The organism is Polaromonas sp. P1_F9, assembly GCF_056405615.1.
In genome coordinates, this window is sequence record NZ_JBFUBT010000002.1 from 622,060 (window position 1) to 638,737 (window position 16,678).

A 16,678-nucleotide genomic window follows, 5' to 3' on the forward strand; every position below is an offset into this window, starting at 1 on the left:
ATGCCCGCCTTCGATGTCCTAGTGGTGGGCTGCGGCAACATTGCCGGAGGCTTCGATTCGCAGCGTCCAGCGGGCGAACTGCCGCTGACCCATGCGGGCGCGTTCAACGCCCACCCGGGATTTCGCCTTGCTGCCTGCGTAGAACCCGATACTACAAGGCGCCTGGCGTTCATGGCGCGCTGGCAGGTTCCGCTGGGATTCGCGAGCATGTCCGAGGCTGTGGCTCACCCGCTGCTGCGACCACAACTGGTGAGCATCTGTTCGCCCACGCCGGCACATCCAGCGGACCTGGAAGGGGCACTGGCCCTACGGCCCCGCGCCATCTTCTGCGAAAAGCCGGTCACGCCTTCCGCGGCGCTAACCCAGCGCTGGATCCGTGCCTGCGACGAAGCGGGTGTGCTGCTCGCGGTGAACCACACGCGGCGCTGGGCACCCGACGTCATCCGCTTGAAGGAGCAACTCACCGCAGGCACGTGGGGGGTTATCAGATCGATCACCGGCCTGTACAACAAGGGCGTCCTGAACAACGGCGGACACCTGGTGGACATGATCACCTACTTGGCCGGGCCGCTGCAGCTGCTCGCCACTGGTCCGGCAGTCCACGATTTCTGGCCTGACGATCCTTCGGTCAGCGCATTCCTGCTAACGGATTCCGGGATACCGGTGAACCTGTCCACCGCCCACGCCGGCGATTATGCGGTGTTCGAGCTCCAGCTCGTGACGTCGCATGGCGTGCTGATCATGGAAAATGGCGGAATGAACTGGCGCCTGCGCAGACCCGTCGACAGCCCGCACTTCGCGGGTTACCGTTCGCTCGGCCCGACCGAGGACATCGCCGGCGAGTACGCGCGGGCCATGAGCGGCGCCGTTTCCAATCTTCACCAAGCGCTGGCCCACGGCGCCACGCTGGAAAGTACTGGCCACAGCGCGCTACAGGCACAGCTGGTGTGCGAACAGATTCGAGACATGGCCATCAACAAGCCCTCAACATGAACACCACCACATTAATACCCAAGCTCGCCATCGATGGCGGCACGCCCGTCATCACCCAATCTTTGGAGCCGTTCCGCAGCGTCGGGGAAGATGAGGTCAATGCCGCGTCCGAAGTCATACGAAGCGGAGTCCTGTCCGCCTATATCGGAGCGCCGGGCGAATTCTTCATGGGCGGGCCCCGCGTGCGAGCGCTCGAAGAACAGGCGGCCCGATACTTCGGAGTGCGGCACGCGGTGGCGGTCAATTCCTGGACTTCGGGGCTAATCGCGTCAGTCGGCGCCATCGGCGTCGAGCCGGGAGACGAGATCATCACTACGCCGTGGACCATGGCGGCCAGTGCCACGGCCATCCTGCACTGGAACGCAATCCCGGTGTTCGCCGACATCAATCGCCACAGTTTCAACATCGATCCCGCCAGCGTGGAGAGTCTGGTCTCGCCGCGCACCAAAGCCATCATGGCGGTAGACATCTTCGGCCAATCGGCAGATATGACGGCACTGCGCGTGATCGCGGATCGCCACAAGCTCAAGCTGCTATCAGATACGGCACAGTCGCCTGGTGCGCGCGTGGGCGACCGTTACGCCGGCACCCTGGCAGACATCGGCGGCTACAGCCTGAACTACCACAAGCACATCCACTGCGGCGAGGGTGGCATTATCGTGACGGACGACGACCGGCTGGCACAGCGCACGCGGCTGATTCGAAACCATGCCGAGTGCGTAGTGCAAGACAACGAGCCGGCCGAGCTGGCCAACATGCTGGGCTACAACTTTCGCATGGGAGAAATCGAAGCAGCCATAGCCTCAGTGCAGCTGGGCAAGCTGGCGCCACGGGTGTCGAGCCGCCAGCGCGCAGCTGCCGCTCTGGATCGCGGACTCGCAGGGTTCCAAGGACTGACTACGCCATACGTTTCACCAGCCTGCAGCCACGCCTACTATGTCTATGGGATAACACTCGATCCGTCGCTGCTGGGCGTGTCGCGGCAGAGCGTCATTGAAGCGCTCAGGGCTGAAGGCGTACCGGGACTGATGTCAGGCTACCAAAACATACACCTGCTGCCGATGTTCCAGCACAAGATTGCCTACGGCACCGGCGGCTTTCCCTGGACTTCGCCTTATGCCTCACGGCAAATACACTACGGAAGGGGGACTTGCCCCGTTGCCGAGGAGCTGCACACCGCGAGCTTCCTGGGCGTGAACCTGTGCATGCACGAATACCACCCGCAGGATGTTCAATTGATCGTCGACGCCTTTGCCAAGGTCTGGTCGCAGCTCGATACGCTGCGCCAGCGCGAGGCGGCGCCCCGGCAGACGCGATGAACCCCAAGCGGTTGCAGCTGGCCGAAGCCACCGACCATGCGGCCTGGGATGCATGGGTCGAACGGTCGCCCCAAGGCACCGTATTTTCGAAGTTGGCATTCCTGCGTTCCCTCAAGACACCATTCCGGCTGTTCGCGGTGGAGAAATCGGGCCGGCCGGTGGCTCTGGTGCCGACGATTGAAAACAAAGCGGGTAACCCTGTGCGGTTCCCTTTCACTCCGTATCAAGGCATCCTCTTCCTGCCAGATCCACAGTCCGAACGGCGCCAGCAGATACTCAACGAGTTTCGTATCACCGAATTCGTGGTTTCGCAGCTGACCGAGCGCTATCGCGAGATTGCGATGACCTTGTCATGGAACTTCCAGGACATCCGCCCCTTCCTTTGGCACAACCATGGCGCCTCAGGCGGGCATTTCGACGCGCAGTCACGCTACACCGCCGTCCTCGATCTGGATTCAATCGAGCCCGCGGCCTACGCTGCCCAGGTGCGCGCATCACGCCGCCAGGAATTGAAAAAAGCCGCTGGCTATTCCGTCAAGGCAGAAACCCAACTGGACGACTTCCTGCGTCTGTACTCGGGCACCTTCGCGCGCCAGGGGATTGCGGTGAACGATGCCAGGTTGGCGCTTGTGGGCGATATCAGCCGCGATGCCCTATTGCATGGCTATGGACGCCTCAGCAGCTGCAGCACGGAAAGCGGCATCGCTGCCATGAGCCTGTTCCTCTACGATAGCCGGCGCGCTTATTATCTTTTCGCTGCGAATGACCCGACGCAAAGGGACAGCGGCGCCTCGACCCGGCTCATGTTCGAGAACATCCTGGACGCCAAGCGACGCGGGTTGCGAGAACTTGATTTCGTAGGCGTCAATTCGCCGGCTCGCGGCGACTTCAAGCTCAGTTTCAATCCGCAATTGAAGCTGTATTTCGAGTTGAACTATCCCCGCAGCAGCCTCTGCCCGGCGGCGACATGAACACTGGTCTGGTTGCAATCGTTGCGCATGACGCCGGGGGCGCGGAAATCCTCAGCAGCCATGTGCGTCGCCTGGAACCGGCGCAGCGATCGTGCTTCCTGTTCGCTCTCGAAGGGCCGGCAAGCAGGATCTTTCCAAAAAAATTGGGGCCTCTCACACAGCTGCCTATGGAGGATGCTGTGGAGCAGTCGGCCAGCGTCCTCTGCGGTTCAGGCTGGCAATCGGACCTCGAGCTGCAAGCCATAGCGCTCGCTCGCCGCAAACACAAGAAATCCACGGTCTTTCTCGACCACTGGGTGAATTTCCGTGAACGCTTCGTGCGTGACTCGGGGATGGTATTGCCCGATGAGATCTGGGTGGGGGACGCACTGGCGCTTGAGCGTGTCCGGGCGGCGTTGCCCGAAGTTCCGGCCCTCCTCGTCGAGAACCCGTATTTCCTGGATGTGCGCGACGCGTTTCATCAGCGTGTTCCAACAACTCCCGGAATGAACGAGCTCTCAATCTTGTTCGTTTGCGAGCCGATCCGTGAACATGCGCTGCGACAATACGGCAACGAACGGCATTGGGGCTATACCGAAGAAGAGGCACTGCGCTATTTCCTCGATCACGTGGACGCGCTGCCTCAACCCGTGGCCCGTATCATTGTGCGGCCCCATCCGGCCGAAGCTCGCGACAAATATGCTTCCGTAATGCGCGAGTACGACCTGCCGATACAGCTATCGGGCGGCCACGATCTGATCGACGAGATCGCGGTCAGCCACTGGGTCGTGGGATGCAATAGCATGGCCATGGTTATCGGTTTGCTTGCCGGACGGGAGGCGGTCTGCTGCATACCGCCCGGGGGCAGCCCATGCCTGCTGCCACAGCCGGGCATCCGTCACCTGCAAAGCCTGGTCCGGAGTCGAACCGATGGTACTTGAGAAGCTCAAGCGCCTGTTCTTCACTCTCGAGGACCGGCTTTTCGACTGGCGCAACAACATCGACACGCGTGGCGTCACGGTACCCAGCGAGTTGGGAGAACATGCACAGGCCGGCGTACATGGCACCGCTTACCAAGCCGTTTGGACTCGCAATTTGCGGGCGCTGATCCGCGTAGCCCTGCGGGCAGGCGCACGAGGCGTCTTCGTGGACATCGGGGCCGGCAAGGGGAAGGCCTGTATCTATGCTTCGCGCCACTTCCCCCGCGTCATTGGCGTCGAATATTCGAGCGAGCTCGTGGCGGCGGCGCGGACCAATCAGCAGCGCGCGCGACGGGACAACATCCAGTTCATCCTCGCCGACGCAACGCACTACGATGTTCCCGATGAAGCCAGCCTGGTTTTCCTATTCAATCCATTCGACGACGTGCTCCTGGGCCGATTCATCGCCCGCAACCACACGCGCATCAAGGCGCATGGAAGCCTGATTGCTTACGCCAACGACATACAGCGCGATACACTGGTGCAGTCGGGGTTCGAATGCGTCTTCAGGGACACGGCGCGAAGCATCTCGCTATGGCGATGAGCGCATCAGGTCGAAAATCTCGGCGACCACTCGCGGAGTGGCGGCGCCTTCTGGAGGACGCCCGCCGAGGTCAGTCACCTGGGCTCGAGGGCGGTTCAGGACCGCCGTGAGTTCCTCCATCGACGTCACGGCCTCGGCCAGGCCCAGTTTCGAAAAGTCGTACTCCGTACTGATCACCGTCGGCGAGAACGCCAGGTTCAACAGTCTCTTGCCCATCAAGGCAGCTTCGAAACCGACGGTACTGGTCTGAACCAGCACAGTATCGGCGGCGTGCAATTGCGCGCGCAGAGGGTCCACACCCGGGTTGCTGACGTACACCCGCTCCTGTGGCCCTTGATCCGCAAAAAAATGGTACTGGGTCGGGTGGTAGCGAACGATCAGTGCGACATCGGGGCGACTTCGCACCCACTCGCGCAATCGACGCTCTACCATCTCGCACAGGCCTGTATCGACATACTCGGGAGGCGCACCTGTAGTTGCGGCTTCCATCGAACCGGCCCACAACAGGACGCTCAGGCCATCCCAACCGAGGCTGTGTTTCAGTGCAGGGCCTTCGCCCACATGCGACGGATCTCTCAAGTAGTCATAAGCGGGGCAGCCTGTAATGCGGATGCACTCCGGGTCGAAGCCAGCGCTATGCAACTGCTGCGCCGCCAGCCGCGAGGGCGCGGTAATCCGGTCGGCGTAGGTCTTATGGTACAGGTAGGTATCGTGCGGATTGGCGAAAACATCCAGCATGGTCAGCGAAGGGAGCTTGCGCAGCACTGCGGCTTCAATGGCCGCCTGCTCCGACCGCGGCGAGCTCGTGCTCACGACGACGCTCCCGCCTACTGCATCAATCACCTTGCCCAGGAACTTCACCGGAAGGAACCCGCGCCTACCCTTTTCGGCGTAAAGCTGCGCAGCCCCCTCCTCACCGTACGTCTCGGTCCATTCAAGATAGTTGATGCCCAGGTAGCAGCAGCTCTCGAACTCGTCCACATCGGGGTGGCGGTTTTCGGGCCATAGCATCCGCCCATAGTGCAAAGCCTTGCCCGCATCGACCAGATGAAGGAAGTCCTTGTAGCCCACGGGCGCCAAGCCTAGTCGCTCCGCCTGCTTGTATCCAAGAGTCAACGCCATCACAACACAGCGGATTCCCCTGGCTTCAAGCATCTTCACGACCGGCGCTACTTTAGCGATATGACCGTTACCATAAGTCACAAACAACACAGAAGGGGTCGCGTCCATCGTGGTCATACGCAGTCAATCGTGGTCCGATGGGGTTCAGAAAAAATCGACATAACGGCGGAACTCGGCGAGCGAAATGTTCAGCATCAGTTCGTCGCACTCAAGGCGCTTCATCTGCGCAAACTCGTTGATAAAGGCCTGTCCTAATCCGAGGCCCAGTACAGCGTCGACTTCAAGCGCTTCTATTGCATCTGGCAGCGAAGCCGGCAAACGCCGGATACCTCGTGCACTAAGCTCATCCAGACTCATCTCGTAAAGATTTTCGTCGCACGGTGCCCCGGGATCAAGCTTGCGCTCGATGCCGTCCAAGCCGGCGTAAATAATGGCGGCGGTCAGCAGATAAGGATTTGATGAGGCATCAGGAACGCGCAACTCAAGCCGCCCTCCCGGGATGCGCACAAATGCAGTCCGGTTGTTGTTGCCCCAGGCAATATTGACAGGCGCCCATGTCGCACCAGAGCGCGAGCCGCGCGAGACCAATCGCTTGTAGGAATTGACGCAGGGGGCTGCGATGGCCGTCAATCCCGGAGCATGAGCCATTAATCCACCGAGGAAATGATAGGCTAACGGGCTCAAGTCCATGCCGCGCGGATCGTCCTTATCCTCAAAAGCGTTATCGCCAAATTTTTTGCCGGCCGACATATGCATATGCAGACCGCTACCTGAGCGCTCGGCAAACGGTTTCGGCATGAACGAACACAGCATGCCGTGCTTTTTCGCGATCGCCGTCGCCGCCATTTTGAAGTAGGTCAGATTGTCTGCCGTACGCAGGCCGTCTGCATAGGTGAAGTTCATCTCAAACTGACCGTTCGCGTCTTCATGGTCAATCTGATACACGTCGATATTCGCCCCCTCGAGCGCGGCACGCAACTCCATGAGAAAGTCCGACACCGACGACAGGTGCCGGAAATCGTAACAAGGCTTGTCAAGCGACTCAGAGCCAGTGGCAACCTCGTATCCACCGGCGACGGTTGCTTTGAGTAGAAAAAATTCGGGCTCGAGGCCAGAGAAAAATTCAAGGCCGGTGGCCTTGCGAAAGGCGGCAATCGCCTTCTTGGCGATCACACGTGAATCGAGCGCATGTGGCTTGCCATCGACATGTCCATCACAGCTCACACTTGCGGTCGACGCCATCCAGGGCACGGGACGCACGCTATTGCGGTCACCAACGGCCATGAACTCCTGGCCATGAGGACCCATTCCCATACCGGCGATCGCAAAGCCCGCAAAGCCCGCACCCGACCCAAAGATCATTTCCTTGTGCTTGCCTGGCACCAGTTTCGCCTTTGGCCGGCCATGAATATCGACAAACTGCGCGAGGTAGTAATCAAAATCTGCCATGTCCGGCCTTCCGTCTTTAATTATGCGTTTTCGGGGAAAAATTCCTGCAGCCAGAGCTTCGTCATCAACAGAGTACGCAGCTGTTTCGTATGGTTGTGCAAACCACTGCGGTGCTCCTCCAGCATCACCAGCAGCTCATTGCGGTCGAAGCGGCCGCCATCAGGCAGGTTTAGCACATCGCGTGCCCAGGTATAAAGCGGCCCTTTGATCCATTCGCCAATCGGCAGGGTCGGCATGGTCTTGGGACGGAAGACGAAATCGTGGTCGAAATAGCTAGCGGCGGCCTGCTTGAGAAAATGCTTGCCGATGCCATCGCGGAACTTTGAAGTCACCGGAAGACGTGCAAACATTTCACTGACACGGTGGTCAAGAAAAGGCGCGCGGCCCTCGATTGACCAGCAGGCCCCCATACGGTCACCCTTGACCGAATTGTTGCCTGGCATCAGCGAGTTGAGTTCATAGGCGGCAACCTGCTCTGCCGGCTCAAGGTCGCCGAACGGTTCGATGATTTCCATGAACCTATCCAGGGCGCCCTGGGTGTGCGGGAAAAAAGCCGGGCTCATCATCCGCTGACGGTCTTTTTCGGTGCTGTAGCTGATCAGGTCGAAGTAACTCCGCATCGGAAAATTGGTACGGGTCATTTCCGAGAAAAACTGTTCGTTGTGACGGAAACCGAGCATCACCTCGTCGGGTCCATCACCCGTGAACATCACGATTTTCCCCTGCTTGTGCGCTTCACGCGAGAGCAGGAAGAACAGGAAGAATGAAAAATCACCGTGCGGCTGTTCCGCGTGCCGCACCACAGTTTGTGCAATCTCGGGAATGTCGGCTGGCTTGATATCAAGCGGCTTCAGATTGATATCTAGCTCCGATGCCACACGCTCGGCATAGGAATACTCCGAAAACCCCTTGTCCTCGATGCGCAGGCCAATTGCGTCGAGCTGTGGCCGATTCCATTGCGGTACCAGCCGATTGGCGATTACGGACGAATCGACACCGCCGGAAAGAAACAGGCCACCGTCGACGTCAAACCGCATCTGCAGCTTGATCGCCTCGTTGAGTGCCTGCTCAAGCTGTTCCTGAGACGCTTCAACACGAGGGCCATCGAGAGGCCAGCTCCAGTAGCGCACAGGTTCGGAGAACTTGCCCGCACCATAGCGCATGAAAGTGCCGGGCGGCAGATGGCGAATACCCTCAAAGCAGGTCTCCGGCGGAGGGCAATAGTTGAAGGTAAAGACATTGCCAAGTGCTGATTCATTGACTTTGCGTTCAAATTTCGGCAGCGCAAGGATGGCCTTTATTTCACTGGCGAAAGCCATGCCCCCTTGGTACGAGGCATAGAAACACGGCTTGATGCCTTGGCGGTCACGCGCAAGCATGCCGGTTCCTGTTCGTTGGTCCCAGATAAAAAATGCGAACATACCGACCAGGTCGTCGAGCATTTTTTCACCCTTTTCGCACCACAGATGCACCAGCACCTCGGTGTCGCAGCGCGACTTGAACTTGTAGCCCTTGGCCTTGAGCTGTTCGCGCAACTCGATGAAATTGAAGATTTCGCCGTTGAAAACAACCCAGACCTTGCCGTCGGTACTCGACATGGGCTGCATGCCGTTTTCGGGATCCACCACCGCAAGCCGTGCGTGACCCAGCACCGCCTGCCCTAGGTCCTCCACCCCCTGCTCATCGACCCCACGATACTTGATGCAGTCGATCATCTTCCAGACATCATCTTTGGTCGTACCCGCAGCGTTGACCACGCCAGCTATTCCACACATGGCAAATCCTTAAGTCTTCAAATCAATTCGTGCAATTTTTCGGCTCAGCGGTGCCCTTTCGACAAGCGCTTCGTCGGTAGCATCCTCATCAAAGACCCGCTGAAAAATTTCCACCTGGTAGTCCAGGCTGGCCTTGGTCTCTGTTTCGGTCGGCTCGATCAACATGGCCGACTTGAGGTCACCGGGAAAATAAACGCAGCCCGCACCTACCAGCGTTGGCGGATGGATACCGTAATCGATCAGCCGCTTGGCGAACTGGCGTGCTGATGTATTGAGCTTCTCGCCCGACAACAGGGTTTCATGCTTGCAGAACTGGTCGTAAACCGGTGGCAGCATGGGCGCGAGCCGGTGCTGCAGGTAGTTGGCGTTCAGCACCGCATTTTCGGACGCCTGGCGCAAGCCGGCCCCACCCATAGTGCGCATGTAGCCGTAAGCACGCAGCAACACGCCAACATGGCCGTGGAAGCTTTTCATGCGGCCGATGGAAAGCGGCCTGTCGTCGTCTCGTTGAGCCACGCCGTTCTTTCGGACTGCGACCGGGCTCGGCAGATAGGCAGCCAGCGCGGCCTTGACCGCGACGGGTCCGGCGCCCGGTCCACCGCCGCCATGCGGCGTCGAAAAAGTCTTGTGAACATTGACATGAACCACGTCAAAGCCCATGTCGCCGGGGCGCACGATACCCATCAGCGCATTGAGGTTGGCACCATCGTAATAAAGCAACGAGCCGTTGGCATGAACTGCGTCGGCAATCTCGACGATCTGGTCCTCAAACAGGCCCAGGGTTGAAGGATTGGTCAGCATGAAAGCCGCGACATCGGGAGTCAGCATTCCGCGTAGCGCGGCGAGGTCGACCCGGCCTTTGAGGTCGGATGGCACGATACGGCAGTCAAAGCCCGCCATAGCAGCCGATGCCGGATTGGTGCCATGTGCCGAGTCAGGTACCAATACCACCGGGCGCTGGTTATTCAGCCGCGCGAAATGGGCGCGAATCACCAGCAGGCCTGCAAGTTCGCCATGGGCGCCTGCGGCGGGCGCCAGGCAGCAGGTATCCATGCCCGTGACCTCGCAAATCATGGATTGCAGCCGCTCGTACATTTCCCAGACGCCGCCCAGGGTGTCGGTGTCCTGCATCGGGTGGGCATCGGCAAAACCCGAAAGGCGTGCAAGCTCGTCATTGCGCTTCGGGTTGTATTTCATCGTGCACGAGCCCAGCGGATAGGGCCCGTTGTCGACACCATGCGACTCCTGGCTCAGGCGAGTGAAATGCCTGACGACGTCAACCTCGCTGACTTCAGGCAGCCCAATGGCGGTACGGGGTCGTGCAAAAATCGGCAGCGTAGGCGCCTTCCTGGGCAGGCGTCCGGCAAAAACATCGCTGGCCGCGCCGGGGCGGTGCAGTTCGGTGAGGGTCTGAGAAGCGGACGTAGCGGCCATCTCAGCACTCCTGCAGGCAAGCTCGCGCATGCGCGGCATAAGCCTCGATATCGGCGCGGGATTTGGTTTCAGTGACCGCGACCAACAGACCGCGCTCACTACCCGCCAGAGCGGCCGCGACCGGCACACCCGCGAAAAATCCGAGCTTGTGCATGCGCGCACAAAAGGCCGTGGCGGCAACAGGCAATTCGATCGAAAACTCGTTGAAAAAAGCGCCGCTGCGCAGCGCCTTGACGCCGGGCAGTGCAACCAGCAGCTCGTGCAGCAAGGCTGCATTCGCCGCATTAGCCTCAGCGATTCGCATGAAATTTGCGTCACCCAGACACGCCAGGTAGATCGCCACGCGAATCGCATTGAGCGCCTGGTTGGAGCAAATGTGGCTGGTCGCCTTGTCGCGTGCCACGTGCTGCTCGCGATCTTCCTTGACCAGCGCATAACCAAGTTTGCCGTTGAGGTCGTGCACCCGGCCGACCAGCCGGCCCGGCAGGTACCGTTCAAGCGGTTTACTGCAGGCAATGATGCCGACATAAGGCCCGCCTGCACTGAGCGGCAAACCAAGGGGTTGGCCTTCGCAGACAACAACGTCGGCACCGAGTTTGCCAGGCGCTTCAATCCACCCGCAAAGCAGCGGGTTGACACATATGCCAAGCAGCGCCTGCCCCTGTTTGCAAATCGGGGAAATTGCTGCAACGTCCTCGACAACGCCAAGAGCGTTGGGGCTTTGCAGCACGACACCGGCGATATCGCCAGACACTAACAATGCGGCTACGGCTGCGGCGTCGATCTGGCCAGTGCCAGCGTCATGCCCTACGCTATCGAGCCGCACACCTCGCGGCTCCAGATAGGTAGTCAGCACTTCGCGGTATTCGGTCCAAAGGGCCTGAGCCACCACAATGCGGCGCTTGCCACTGACCGAACACATCATCCAGCACGACTCGGCAAGCGCCGTCGCACCGTCATAAACCGAGCAATTGACGGACTCCTGGCCCAACAATCTGCCCACGAGCACCTGAAACTCAAACAGCGCCTGCAGCAACCCCTGGCTCATTTCAGGTTGATACGGCGTGTAGGCCGTGAGGAATTCACCGCGAGAGACGATGGCATCGACAACGGCCGGAATGTAATGTTCGTAGGCGCCGCTGCCGAGAAAATTTGAATGCGTGAGCACTGTCTGGTTCAGCCCGGCCATCGCCATGACATCACGCATCAGCTCCCATTCGCTGAGTGCAGGAGGGATGTCAAGCTCGCGCCGAAGGCGGACCTGCTGCGGCACATCGGCAAACAGCTGTTCCACCGAAAAAAGCCCCATCGCCTCGAGCATCGCCTGCCGGTCGGAGCCCGTGTGAACGTTGTAGCCGATCGGCTTTTGCTCCATGACAGATTCAGCTTGTCTTTGGTTCACGTAGTTGCAGCGGGGGAGGAGCTGTTGGGGATCGCGATAGCCGGATTATAGGGTTTGGCACCTGAGTATGCGTCGCGCACGTGATGATGGCCCGCTCAGTTTGACTGCTTCCCACCGAGCTGGCGCGCAGTCATCCACATAATCTGCAAGTCATGCCACCAGGTTGCCTGATCGACGTATTCAAGATCAAAGTGCAGGCGAAGCTCGAACGTACTGTCCGAACGATCGTTCACCTGCGCCAGTCCAGTGATTCCTGGCCGGACGCTGCAGCGCCGCGCCCAGTCATCAGCGGTATAGAGGCCACGCTGGGCCGGCACATCTGGCCTGGGGCCTACCAGGCTCATATCGCCGCGCAGGACATTGATTATTTGAGGCAGTTCGTCAATGCTTGTGCGGCGGATCAGGCGACCGACCCGGGTTATCCGGACATCATTTGTCTCGGTGAAATAGGGACCGGTGGCCGCGGCGTTCTTCCTCATGCTTCGAAATTTGAACATCTCGAACTCGCGTCCGCCCAGACCAATACGAGTCTGCCGAAAAATCACCGGGAAACCCCCTTCCAGTGCGATAGCTATTGCCGTCAGGATCAGTATCGGGCTTAAGGCCAGCAACGCGGCCAGCGAAAAAACAACATCCATCAGCCGCTTCATGCGCCTTGTCCAACAGGTTCCGCCAGCAAACGAATCAAGTCCACAATTCTGGCGCGATCAGCCTCGACCTGAGCAGCGGTCCGGGCTGCAAGCGCCTGCTCGGCTCTGCGAAGTTCCTCAACCCCCTGGCGGAAAGAACGCCCCCCTCCGCCACCGCTGAAGGTGCGAGACAAGATGACCGCCCGCGATCCCAGCCGCAGGTGTTCGGCCAGCACGTCCTGCCCCGGCAACTGCCCTTCCCCGACACGCGCAATGCCGCCAAAGCCAAAACGGAGATTTTGTTTGTGCGCGGCAACCGCAACCCGCTCCACATGCCCTTGCAACAGTGGTTCGAACATAAAGCGGTGCCCCAATGAAAGGTGCAGGTCGTTAAGACCCACGAAGACCTCGCGGAGCCCTGGCGTGGCTATCCATTCATCCAGCGACGCCAGGGCTCCTGCGGTTTCCAGTAATGCCACAACAGGCGCACGCCCAGCCACCAAGCCTATAAACGCCTGAAGTTCACTTGCATTGGTAAACATCGGCAGCATCACCAGGTCAGCACCTGCCGCAAGCACTTCATCCACCTCGGTTTTGCTGGCCTTCGGATCCGATGGTTGGTAGGGATTGACGCGAACCATCAGCGGCGACCGCTGCAGCACGGCCCGGATTGCGGGCACATCACCCATCTGATGTGTACTGATAAAGGTGTTTCGGCCTGCCTGGCGTTCCGCCTTGCCGTTGCGTTCGAGGTCCACAAAGATGCGCATGCCCGGCATCTGGTCGCACTGTTGCGCGAAGTCGGCTTGGTTGGTAATGGCTAGGAAATCAATCATGGGACAGCTTTGGCGTAATTATTGATCAGCTCGGGCCACTGTTGCGCTCAGCCCTGGCGAGCAGCGCCCCTCGTAGAACGGGGCTGGCCGTCACTGCGGCGACCATCACGGCGGCCGCGTATAAAAAGCAGGCCAGCAACGCCCCTGGCAGGTTCCAAACAGGTAACCAGGGCTTCAGGAGGACCAGCCCCATACAAACCAGCAACGGCGCCAGCATGGCCCGCCAAGGCAAGGCCTGAGAAACGCTGCGACGTTCTGCCAGCATCATCATGAGCGCCACACCGGCAAGCACTGCGTTAAGGGCCCACATGACCCGCATTCCGCTGGCCAGTCCGACCCCGGCAATACAAGCCAACGCCAGGGCTCCTGCTGCATACGCCCAAACCGCGATATGCATGCGCCGCTCTGTGGCCATTACAGTTAGAAGCACGGCCATCAGAGCGTGTGGCAGCAACGACCATATGCCAATCGCGCCTCCATCTGCAATCAGCCGCAGATACTCGGCATTCATGCGACCCCAGCCAAACAATAAAGAGGTGATTGGCAGAGAGGACGTTCCGACCACGGCGATTGACATGCAGGCCAGCGTCCAGGCCAGCAAAAAAGCCGTCTGCAGCGCCCTCTGTCTCGCGTCAGTGCCAGCTTCGGTAGCTGCAACCGCAGGAAATGCCAGAGCGGCAACCAGCTGTATCGCCAGCACCAGCGGCAACTCCACCAGCTTCCAGGCGTAATTAAAGCTGGCAAGCACGCCCTCTCCTGCCTGGGACGCCATGCTGCGACCTATTAGTGGAAGCAGCAGCAACAAGCCTGAGGACAGTGCGGCCCAAAGCCACACGCTCGCGCCGGGCAATGGAACGGCTGGTTGATCTGCACCTGCAGTATCGTGGGTCGCCGTTTTAGGCAGCCGCCAAGCCAGCCAGCCGAGGCGACCCGCCATGGCCAGCAACAGCACGCAGCCCAGCCCCATAACGATCTGCCCCCCGGGCGCTGCCGGCGAAACAACAAACAAGGCACCGACCAACATCAGGTTAATGATCAGATTACCCGCATACATGCCGACAAAATCGCGCTCATGTTGAAGCCGCGTAGCCCATAAAGCGCCGAGAAGGGCCAGCGGCAGTGCGGCGGCACTCCAACCAAGCGAATGGGCACCAAGCATTGCCATCTCGCCTTGAAGGCCCGGCGCCAATGCATAAATCACAGCTTCCCGGAGCAACCAGATAAGCAAGGCCAATGCAAGACCAGTGCCGAGCAGCGTCCGCGCAACCTTTTTCTGGCTGGCATCCTGCTGCGCAGGCGTTTGGCGCGCCCATTCCGGCAATAACACATAACCCAGGGCGCCGCTGAACAATATGCCGACCAGCAAGTCCGGCAGGGTGAACATCACAATCACCGCGTCGCCAAGCCCGGTAGCGCCAAAAGCAGCGGCCTGGGCCGATTCCCGCAGGAGGCCGAGCAGGCGGCTGGCCATGAGCAAACCCAGGGAAAAAACGCCGGCGCGCAGGTACATAGGCGGGATTATCAAGGCTTAAATAGGGGCAGCCGGCCCTGAATGGGGAAACCAGCCACTTAAAAAACTAAAATCAACGGTTTGGCGCTTTATCCGCAACAGCCACAAAACCGGCCTGATAGCGGGCGCTCCGATCGTTTTCACACTTCTGACCATGTCCGATAACAACACCTTGCCCCCCGCCCAAGACGAAAACAAGCTGATCGCGGAACGCCGCGAAAAGCTCAAGGCCATCCGGAGCCAGGGGATTGCGTTCCCGAACGACTTCAAGCCGTCCGACCACGCGGGCAAGCTGCACGCCATGCACGGCGGCAAGGATGGCGAGACGCTGGCCGCCGAGGGAGTTCCCGCAAAGATCGCCGGCCGCATGATGCTCAAGCGCGTGATGGGAAAAGCCAGCTTTGCGACCTTGCAGGACAGCACCGGGCGTATCCAGATTTTCCTCACGCGCGACGAAATCGGCGAAGAACTCTATGCCGCCTTCAAACACTGGGACCTGGGCGATATCGTCGCGGCAGAAGGCAAGGTCTTCAAGACCAAGACCGGGGAGCTGTCCATCCACGCCACCAGCGTGCGCCTGCTGACCAAGAGCCTGCGCCCCTTGCCCGGCGATTTTTACGGAATGGCCGACCAGGAACAAAAATACCGCCAGCGTTATGTGGACCTGATCACCGACGAGCAGGCACGCAAGCGTTTCACCGCCCGCAGCAAGGCCGTCAGCTCTATCCGCGAATTCATGGTCGGCCACGACTTCCTCGAGGTCGAGACGCCGATGCTGCACCCCATCCCGGGCGGTGCCAATGCCAAGCCGTTCAAGACGCACCACAACGCGCTGGACCAGGAGATGTTCCTGCGCATCGCGCCGGAGCTTTACCTCAAGCGCCTGATCGTCGGCGGTTTTGACCGCGTCTTCGAGATCAACCGCAGCTACCGCAACGAGGGCATCTCGGTACGGCACAACCCTGAATTCACCATGATGGAGTTTTATGCGGCCTATTGGGACTACAACGACCTGATGGACTTCACCGAAGCATTGATTCGCGACGCGGCCCAGAAAGCAGTGGGCACGCTGCAGCTGAGCTACGGCGGCAAGGAAGAAAAAGTCGACCTCGCCAAACCCTTTGCCCGCCTGACCATTCGTGAAGCCATCCTCAAGCACACCGAAGCCGGCAACAACGTCGATGACGCCGTGTGGCTAACCAATGCACTGCGCAAGCTGGGCATGAACGAGGAAAAAGACCGCCTCTCGACGCGTTCGCTGGCCAGCCTGCAGGTGCTGTACTTTGAGGAGCTGGTCGAGGAAAAGCTCTGGCAGCCGACCTTCATCATGGAGCACCCGACGGAAATCTCCCCCCTGGCCCGCGCCAATGACAGCCGCCCGGAGGTGACGGAACGCTTTGAGCTCTACATCACCGGCCGCGAATTCGGCAATGGTTTCAGTGAGCTGAACGACGCTGAAGAGCAGGCCGCGCGCTTTAACGCCCAGGTAGCCGCCAAGGACAGCGGTGACGACGAAGCCATGTTTTATGACCACGACTTCATCCGCGCGCTGGAGTACGGCATGCCGCCGACCGGCGGCTGTGGGGTCGGCATAGACCGGCTGATGATGTTGCTGACCGACAGCCCCAGCATCCGCGATGTGATTCTCTTCCCCGCGCTGCGACGTGAGGTTTAGCCCACGATCGCTCACTTCGCCATCCCCGATTCCACACCAGCAGGGGCCGCGGGACTGGCT

14 protein-coding genes are annotated in these 16,678 nt (G+C 59.9%); 6 read left to right on the top strand and 8 right to left on the bottom strand.

The window, feature by feature from the left end; all coding sequences use genetic code 11:
- From AC1DYR_RS08200 to AC1DYR_RS08220, 5 genes are read left to right on the top strand one after another with little or no spacing between them, the layout of a single operon-like run.
- Complete coding sequence (locus AC1DYR_RS08200) at positions 1–993, top strand: Gfo/Idh/MocA family protein (RefSeq protein WP_477704651.1); 993 nt, start codon at positions 1–3, stop codon at positions 991–993.
- On the top strand, positions 990–2,312 hold the full coding sequence (locus AC1DYR_RS08205; RefSeq protein ID WP_477704652.1) for a DegT/DnrJ/EryC1/StrS family aminotransferase: 1,323 nt from the start codon (positions 990–992) through the stop codon (positions 2,310–2,312). Before AC1DYR_RS08200 ends, AC1DYR_RS08205 begins: the two co-directional genes overlap by 4 nt.
- The gene (locus tag AC1DYR_RS08210) at positions 2,309–3,283 is read left to right on the top strand and encodes a GNAT family N-acetyltransferase (RefSeq protein ID WP_477704653.1); all 975 of its coding nucleotides are present in this window, start codon (positions 2,309–2,311) and stop codon (positions 3,281–3,283) included. The genes AC1DYR_RS08205 and AC1DYR_RS08210 overlap by 4 nt, the downstream gene beginning before the upstream one ends.
- Entirely contained in the window at positions 3,280–4,203 is a 924-nt protein-coding gene (locus AC1DYR_RS08215; RefSeq protein ID WP_477704654.1) for a hypothetical protein, read from the top strand. The genes AC1DYR_RS08210 and AC1DYR_RS08215 overlap by 4 nt, the downstream gene beginning before the upstream one ends.
- Positions 4,193–4,786, top strand: coding sequence for a class I SAM-dependent methyltransferase (locus tag AC1DYR_RS08220; RefSeq protein WP_477704655.1), 594 nt, complete (start codon positions 4,193–4,195; stop codon positions 4,784–4,786). The genes AC1DYR_RS08215 and AC1DYR_RS08220 overlap by 11 nt, the downstream gene beginning before the upstream one ends.
- On the opposite strand, the gene AC1DYR_RS08225 is transcribed toward AC1DYR_RS08220, so the two are convergent.
- The 8 genes from AC1DYR_RS08225 to AC1DYR_RS08260 form a co-directional block, all read right to left on the bottom strand.
- Positions 4,775–6,025 carry a hypothetical protein gene (locus AC1DYR_RS08225; protein ID WP_477704656.1) on the bottom strand — a complete coding sequence of 417 codons (1,251 nt, stop codon included), beginning with the start codon at positions 6,023–6,025 and terminating at the stop codon, positions 4,775–4,777. The two genes, AC1DYR_RS08220 and AC1DYR_RS08225, sit on opposite strands and share 12 nt — an antisense overlap.
- A gap of 27 nt (positions 6,026–6,052) precedes the next feature.
- Positions 6,053–7,357 (bottom strand): type III glutamate--ammonia ligase, encoded by a 1,305-nt coding sequence (glnT, locus tag AC1DYR_RS08230; protein ID WP_477704657.1) that lies wholly within the window; start codon positions 7,355–7,357, stop codon positions 6,053–6,055.
- Positions 7,358–7,377: 20 nt separating this feature from the next.
- Entirely contained in the window at positions 7,378–9,132 is a 1,755-nt protein-coding gene (gene asnB, locus AC1DYR_RS08235) for an asparagine synthase (glutamine-hydrolyzing) (protein WP_477704658.1), read from the bottom strand.
- Between the two features lie 9 nt (positions 9,133–9,141).
- Complete coding sequence (gcvPB, locus tag AC1DYR_RS08240; RefSeq protein ID WP_477704659.1) at positions 9,142–10,566, bottom strand: aminomethyl-transferring glycine dehydrogenase subunit GcvPB; 1,425 nt, start codon at positions 10,564–10,566, stop codon at positions 9,142–9,144.
- 1 nt (position 10,567) lies between these two features.
- Positions 10,568–11,941 (bottom strand): aminomethyl-transferring glycine dehydrogenase subunit GcvPA, encoded by a 1,374-nt coding sequence (gene gcvPA / locus AC1DYR_RS08245; RefSeq protein ID WP_477704660.1) that lies wholly within the window; start codon positions 11,939–11,941, stop codon positions 10,568–10,570.
- 122 nt (positions 11,942–12,063) lie between these two features.
- Entirely contained in the window at positions 12,064–12,618 is a 555-nt protein-coding gene (locus AC1DYR_RS08250) for a sugar transferase (RefSeq protein WP_477704661.1), read from the bottom strand.
- Entirely contained in the window at positions 12,615–13,433 is an 819-nt protein-coding gene (locus AC1DYR_RS08255; RefSeq protein WP_477704662.1) for an aldolase/citrate lyase family protein, read from the bottom strand. Before AC1DYR_RS08255 ends, AC1DYR_RS08250 begins: the two co-directional genes overlap by 4 nt.
- A 25-nt stretch (positions 13,434–13,458) precedes the next feature.
- Positions 13,459–14,943, bottom strand: coding sequence for a lipid II flippase MurJ (locus tag AC1DYR_RS08260; RefSeq protein WP_477704663.1), 1,485 nt, complete (start codon positions 14,941–14,943; stop codon positions 13,459–13,461).
- Between the two features lie 154 nt (positions 14,944–15,097).
- Between AC1DYR_RS08260 and lysS the strand changes: the two genes are divergently transcribed.
- A complete protein-coding gene (gene lysS, locus AC1DYR_RS08265; RefSeq protein WP_477704664.1) occupies positions 15,098–16,618 on the top strand; it encodes a lysine--tRNA ligase in 1,521 nt (506 codons plus the stop codon).
- The last annotated feature ends 60 nt before the right edge of the window (positions 16,619–16,678 follow it).

Coding starts and splice junctions, on each gene's coding strand:
- AC1DYR_RS08200 (WP_477704651.1), top strand. CDS start 1: ATGCCCGCCTTCGATGTCCTAGTGGTGGGCTGCGGCAACATTGCCGGA.
- AC1DYR_RS08205 (WP_477704652.1), top strand. CDS start 990: ATGAACACCACCACATTAATACCCAAGCTCGCCATCGATGGCGGCACG.
- AC1DYR_RS08210 (WP_477704653.1), top strand. CDS start 2,309: ATGAACCCCAAGCGGTTGCAGCTGGCCGAAGCCACCGACCATGCGGCC.
- AC1DYR_RS08215 (WP_477704654.1), top strand. CDS start 3,280: ATGAACACTGGTCTGGTTGCAATCGTTGCGCATGACGCCGGGGGCGCG.
- AC1DYR_RS08220 (WP_477704655.1), top strand. CDS start 4,193: ATGGTACTTGAGAAGCTCAAGCGCCTGTTCTTCACTCTCGAGGACCGG.
- AC1DYR_RS08225 (WP_477704656.1), bottom strand. CDS start 6,025: ATGACCACGATGGACGCGACCCCTTCTGTGTTGTTTGTGACTTATGGT.
- glnT (WP_477704657.1), bottom strand. CDS start 7,357: ATGGCAGATTTTGATTACTACCTCGCGCAGTTTGTCGATATTCATGGC.
- asnB (WP_477704658.1), bottom strand. CDS start 9,132: ATGTGTGGAATAGCTGGCGTGGTCAACGCTGCGGGTACGACCAAAGAT.
- gcvPB (WP_477704659.1), bottom strand. CDS start 10,566: ATGGCCGCTACGTCCGCTTCTCAGACCCTCACCGAACTGCACCGCCCC.
- gcvPA (WP_477704660.1), bottom strand. CDS start 11,941: ATGGAGCAAAAGCCGATCGGCTACAACGTTCACACGGGCTCCGACCGG.
- AC1DYR_RS08250 (WP_477704661.1), bottom strand. CDS start 12,618: ATGAAGCGGCTGATGGATGTTGTTTTTTCGCTGGCCGCGTTGCTGGCC.
- AC1DYR_RS08255 (WP_477704662.1), bottom strand. CDS start 13,433: ATGATTGATTTCCTAGCCATTACCAACCAAGCCGACTTCGCGCAACAG.
- AC1DYR_RS08260 (WP_477704663.1), bottom strand. CDS start 14,943: ATGTACCTGCGCGCCGGCGTTTTTTCCCTGGGTTTGCTCATGGCCAGC.
- lysS (WP_477704664.1), top strand. CDS start 15,098: ATGTCCGATAACAACACCTTGCCCCCCGCCCAAGACGAAAACAAGCTG.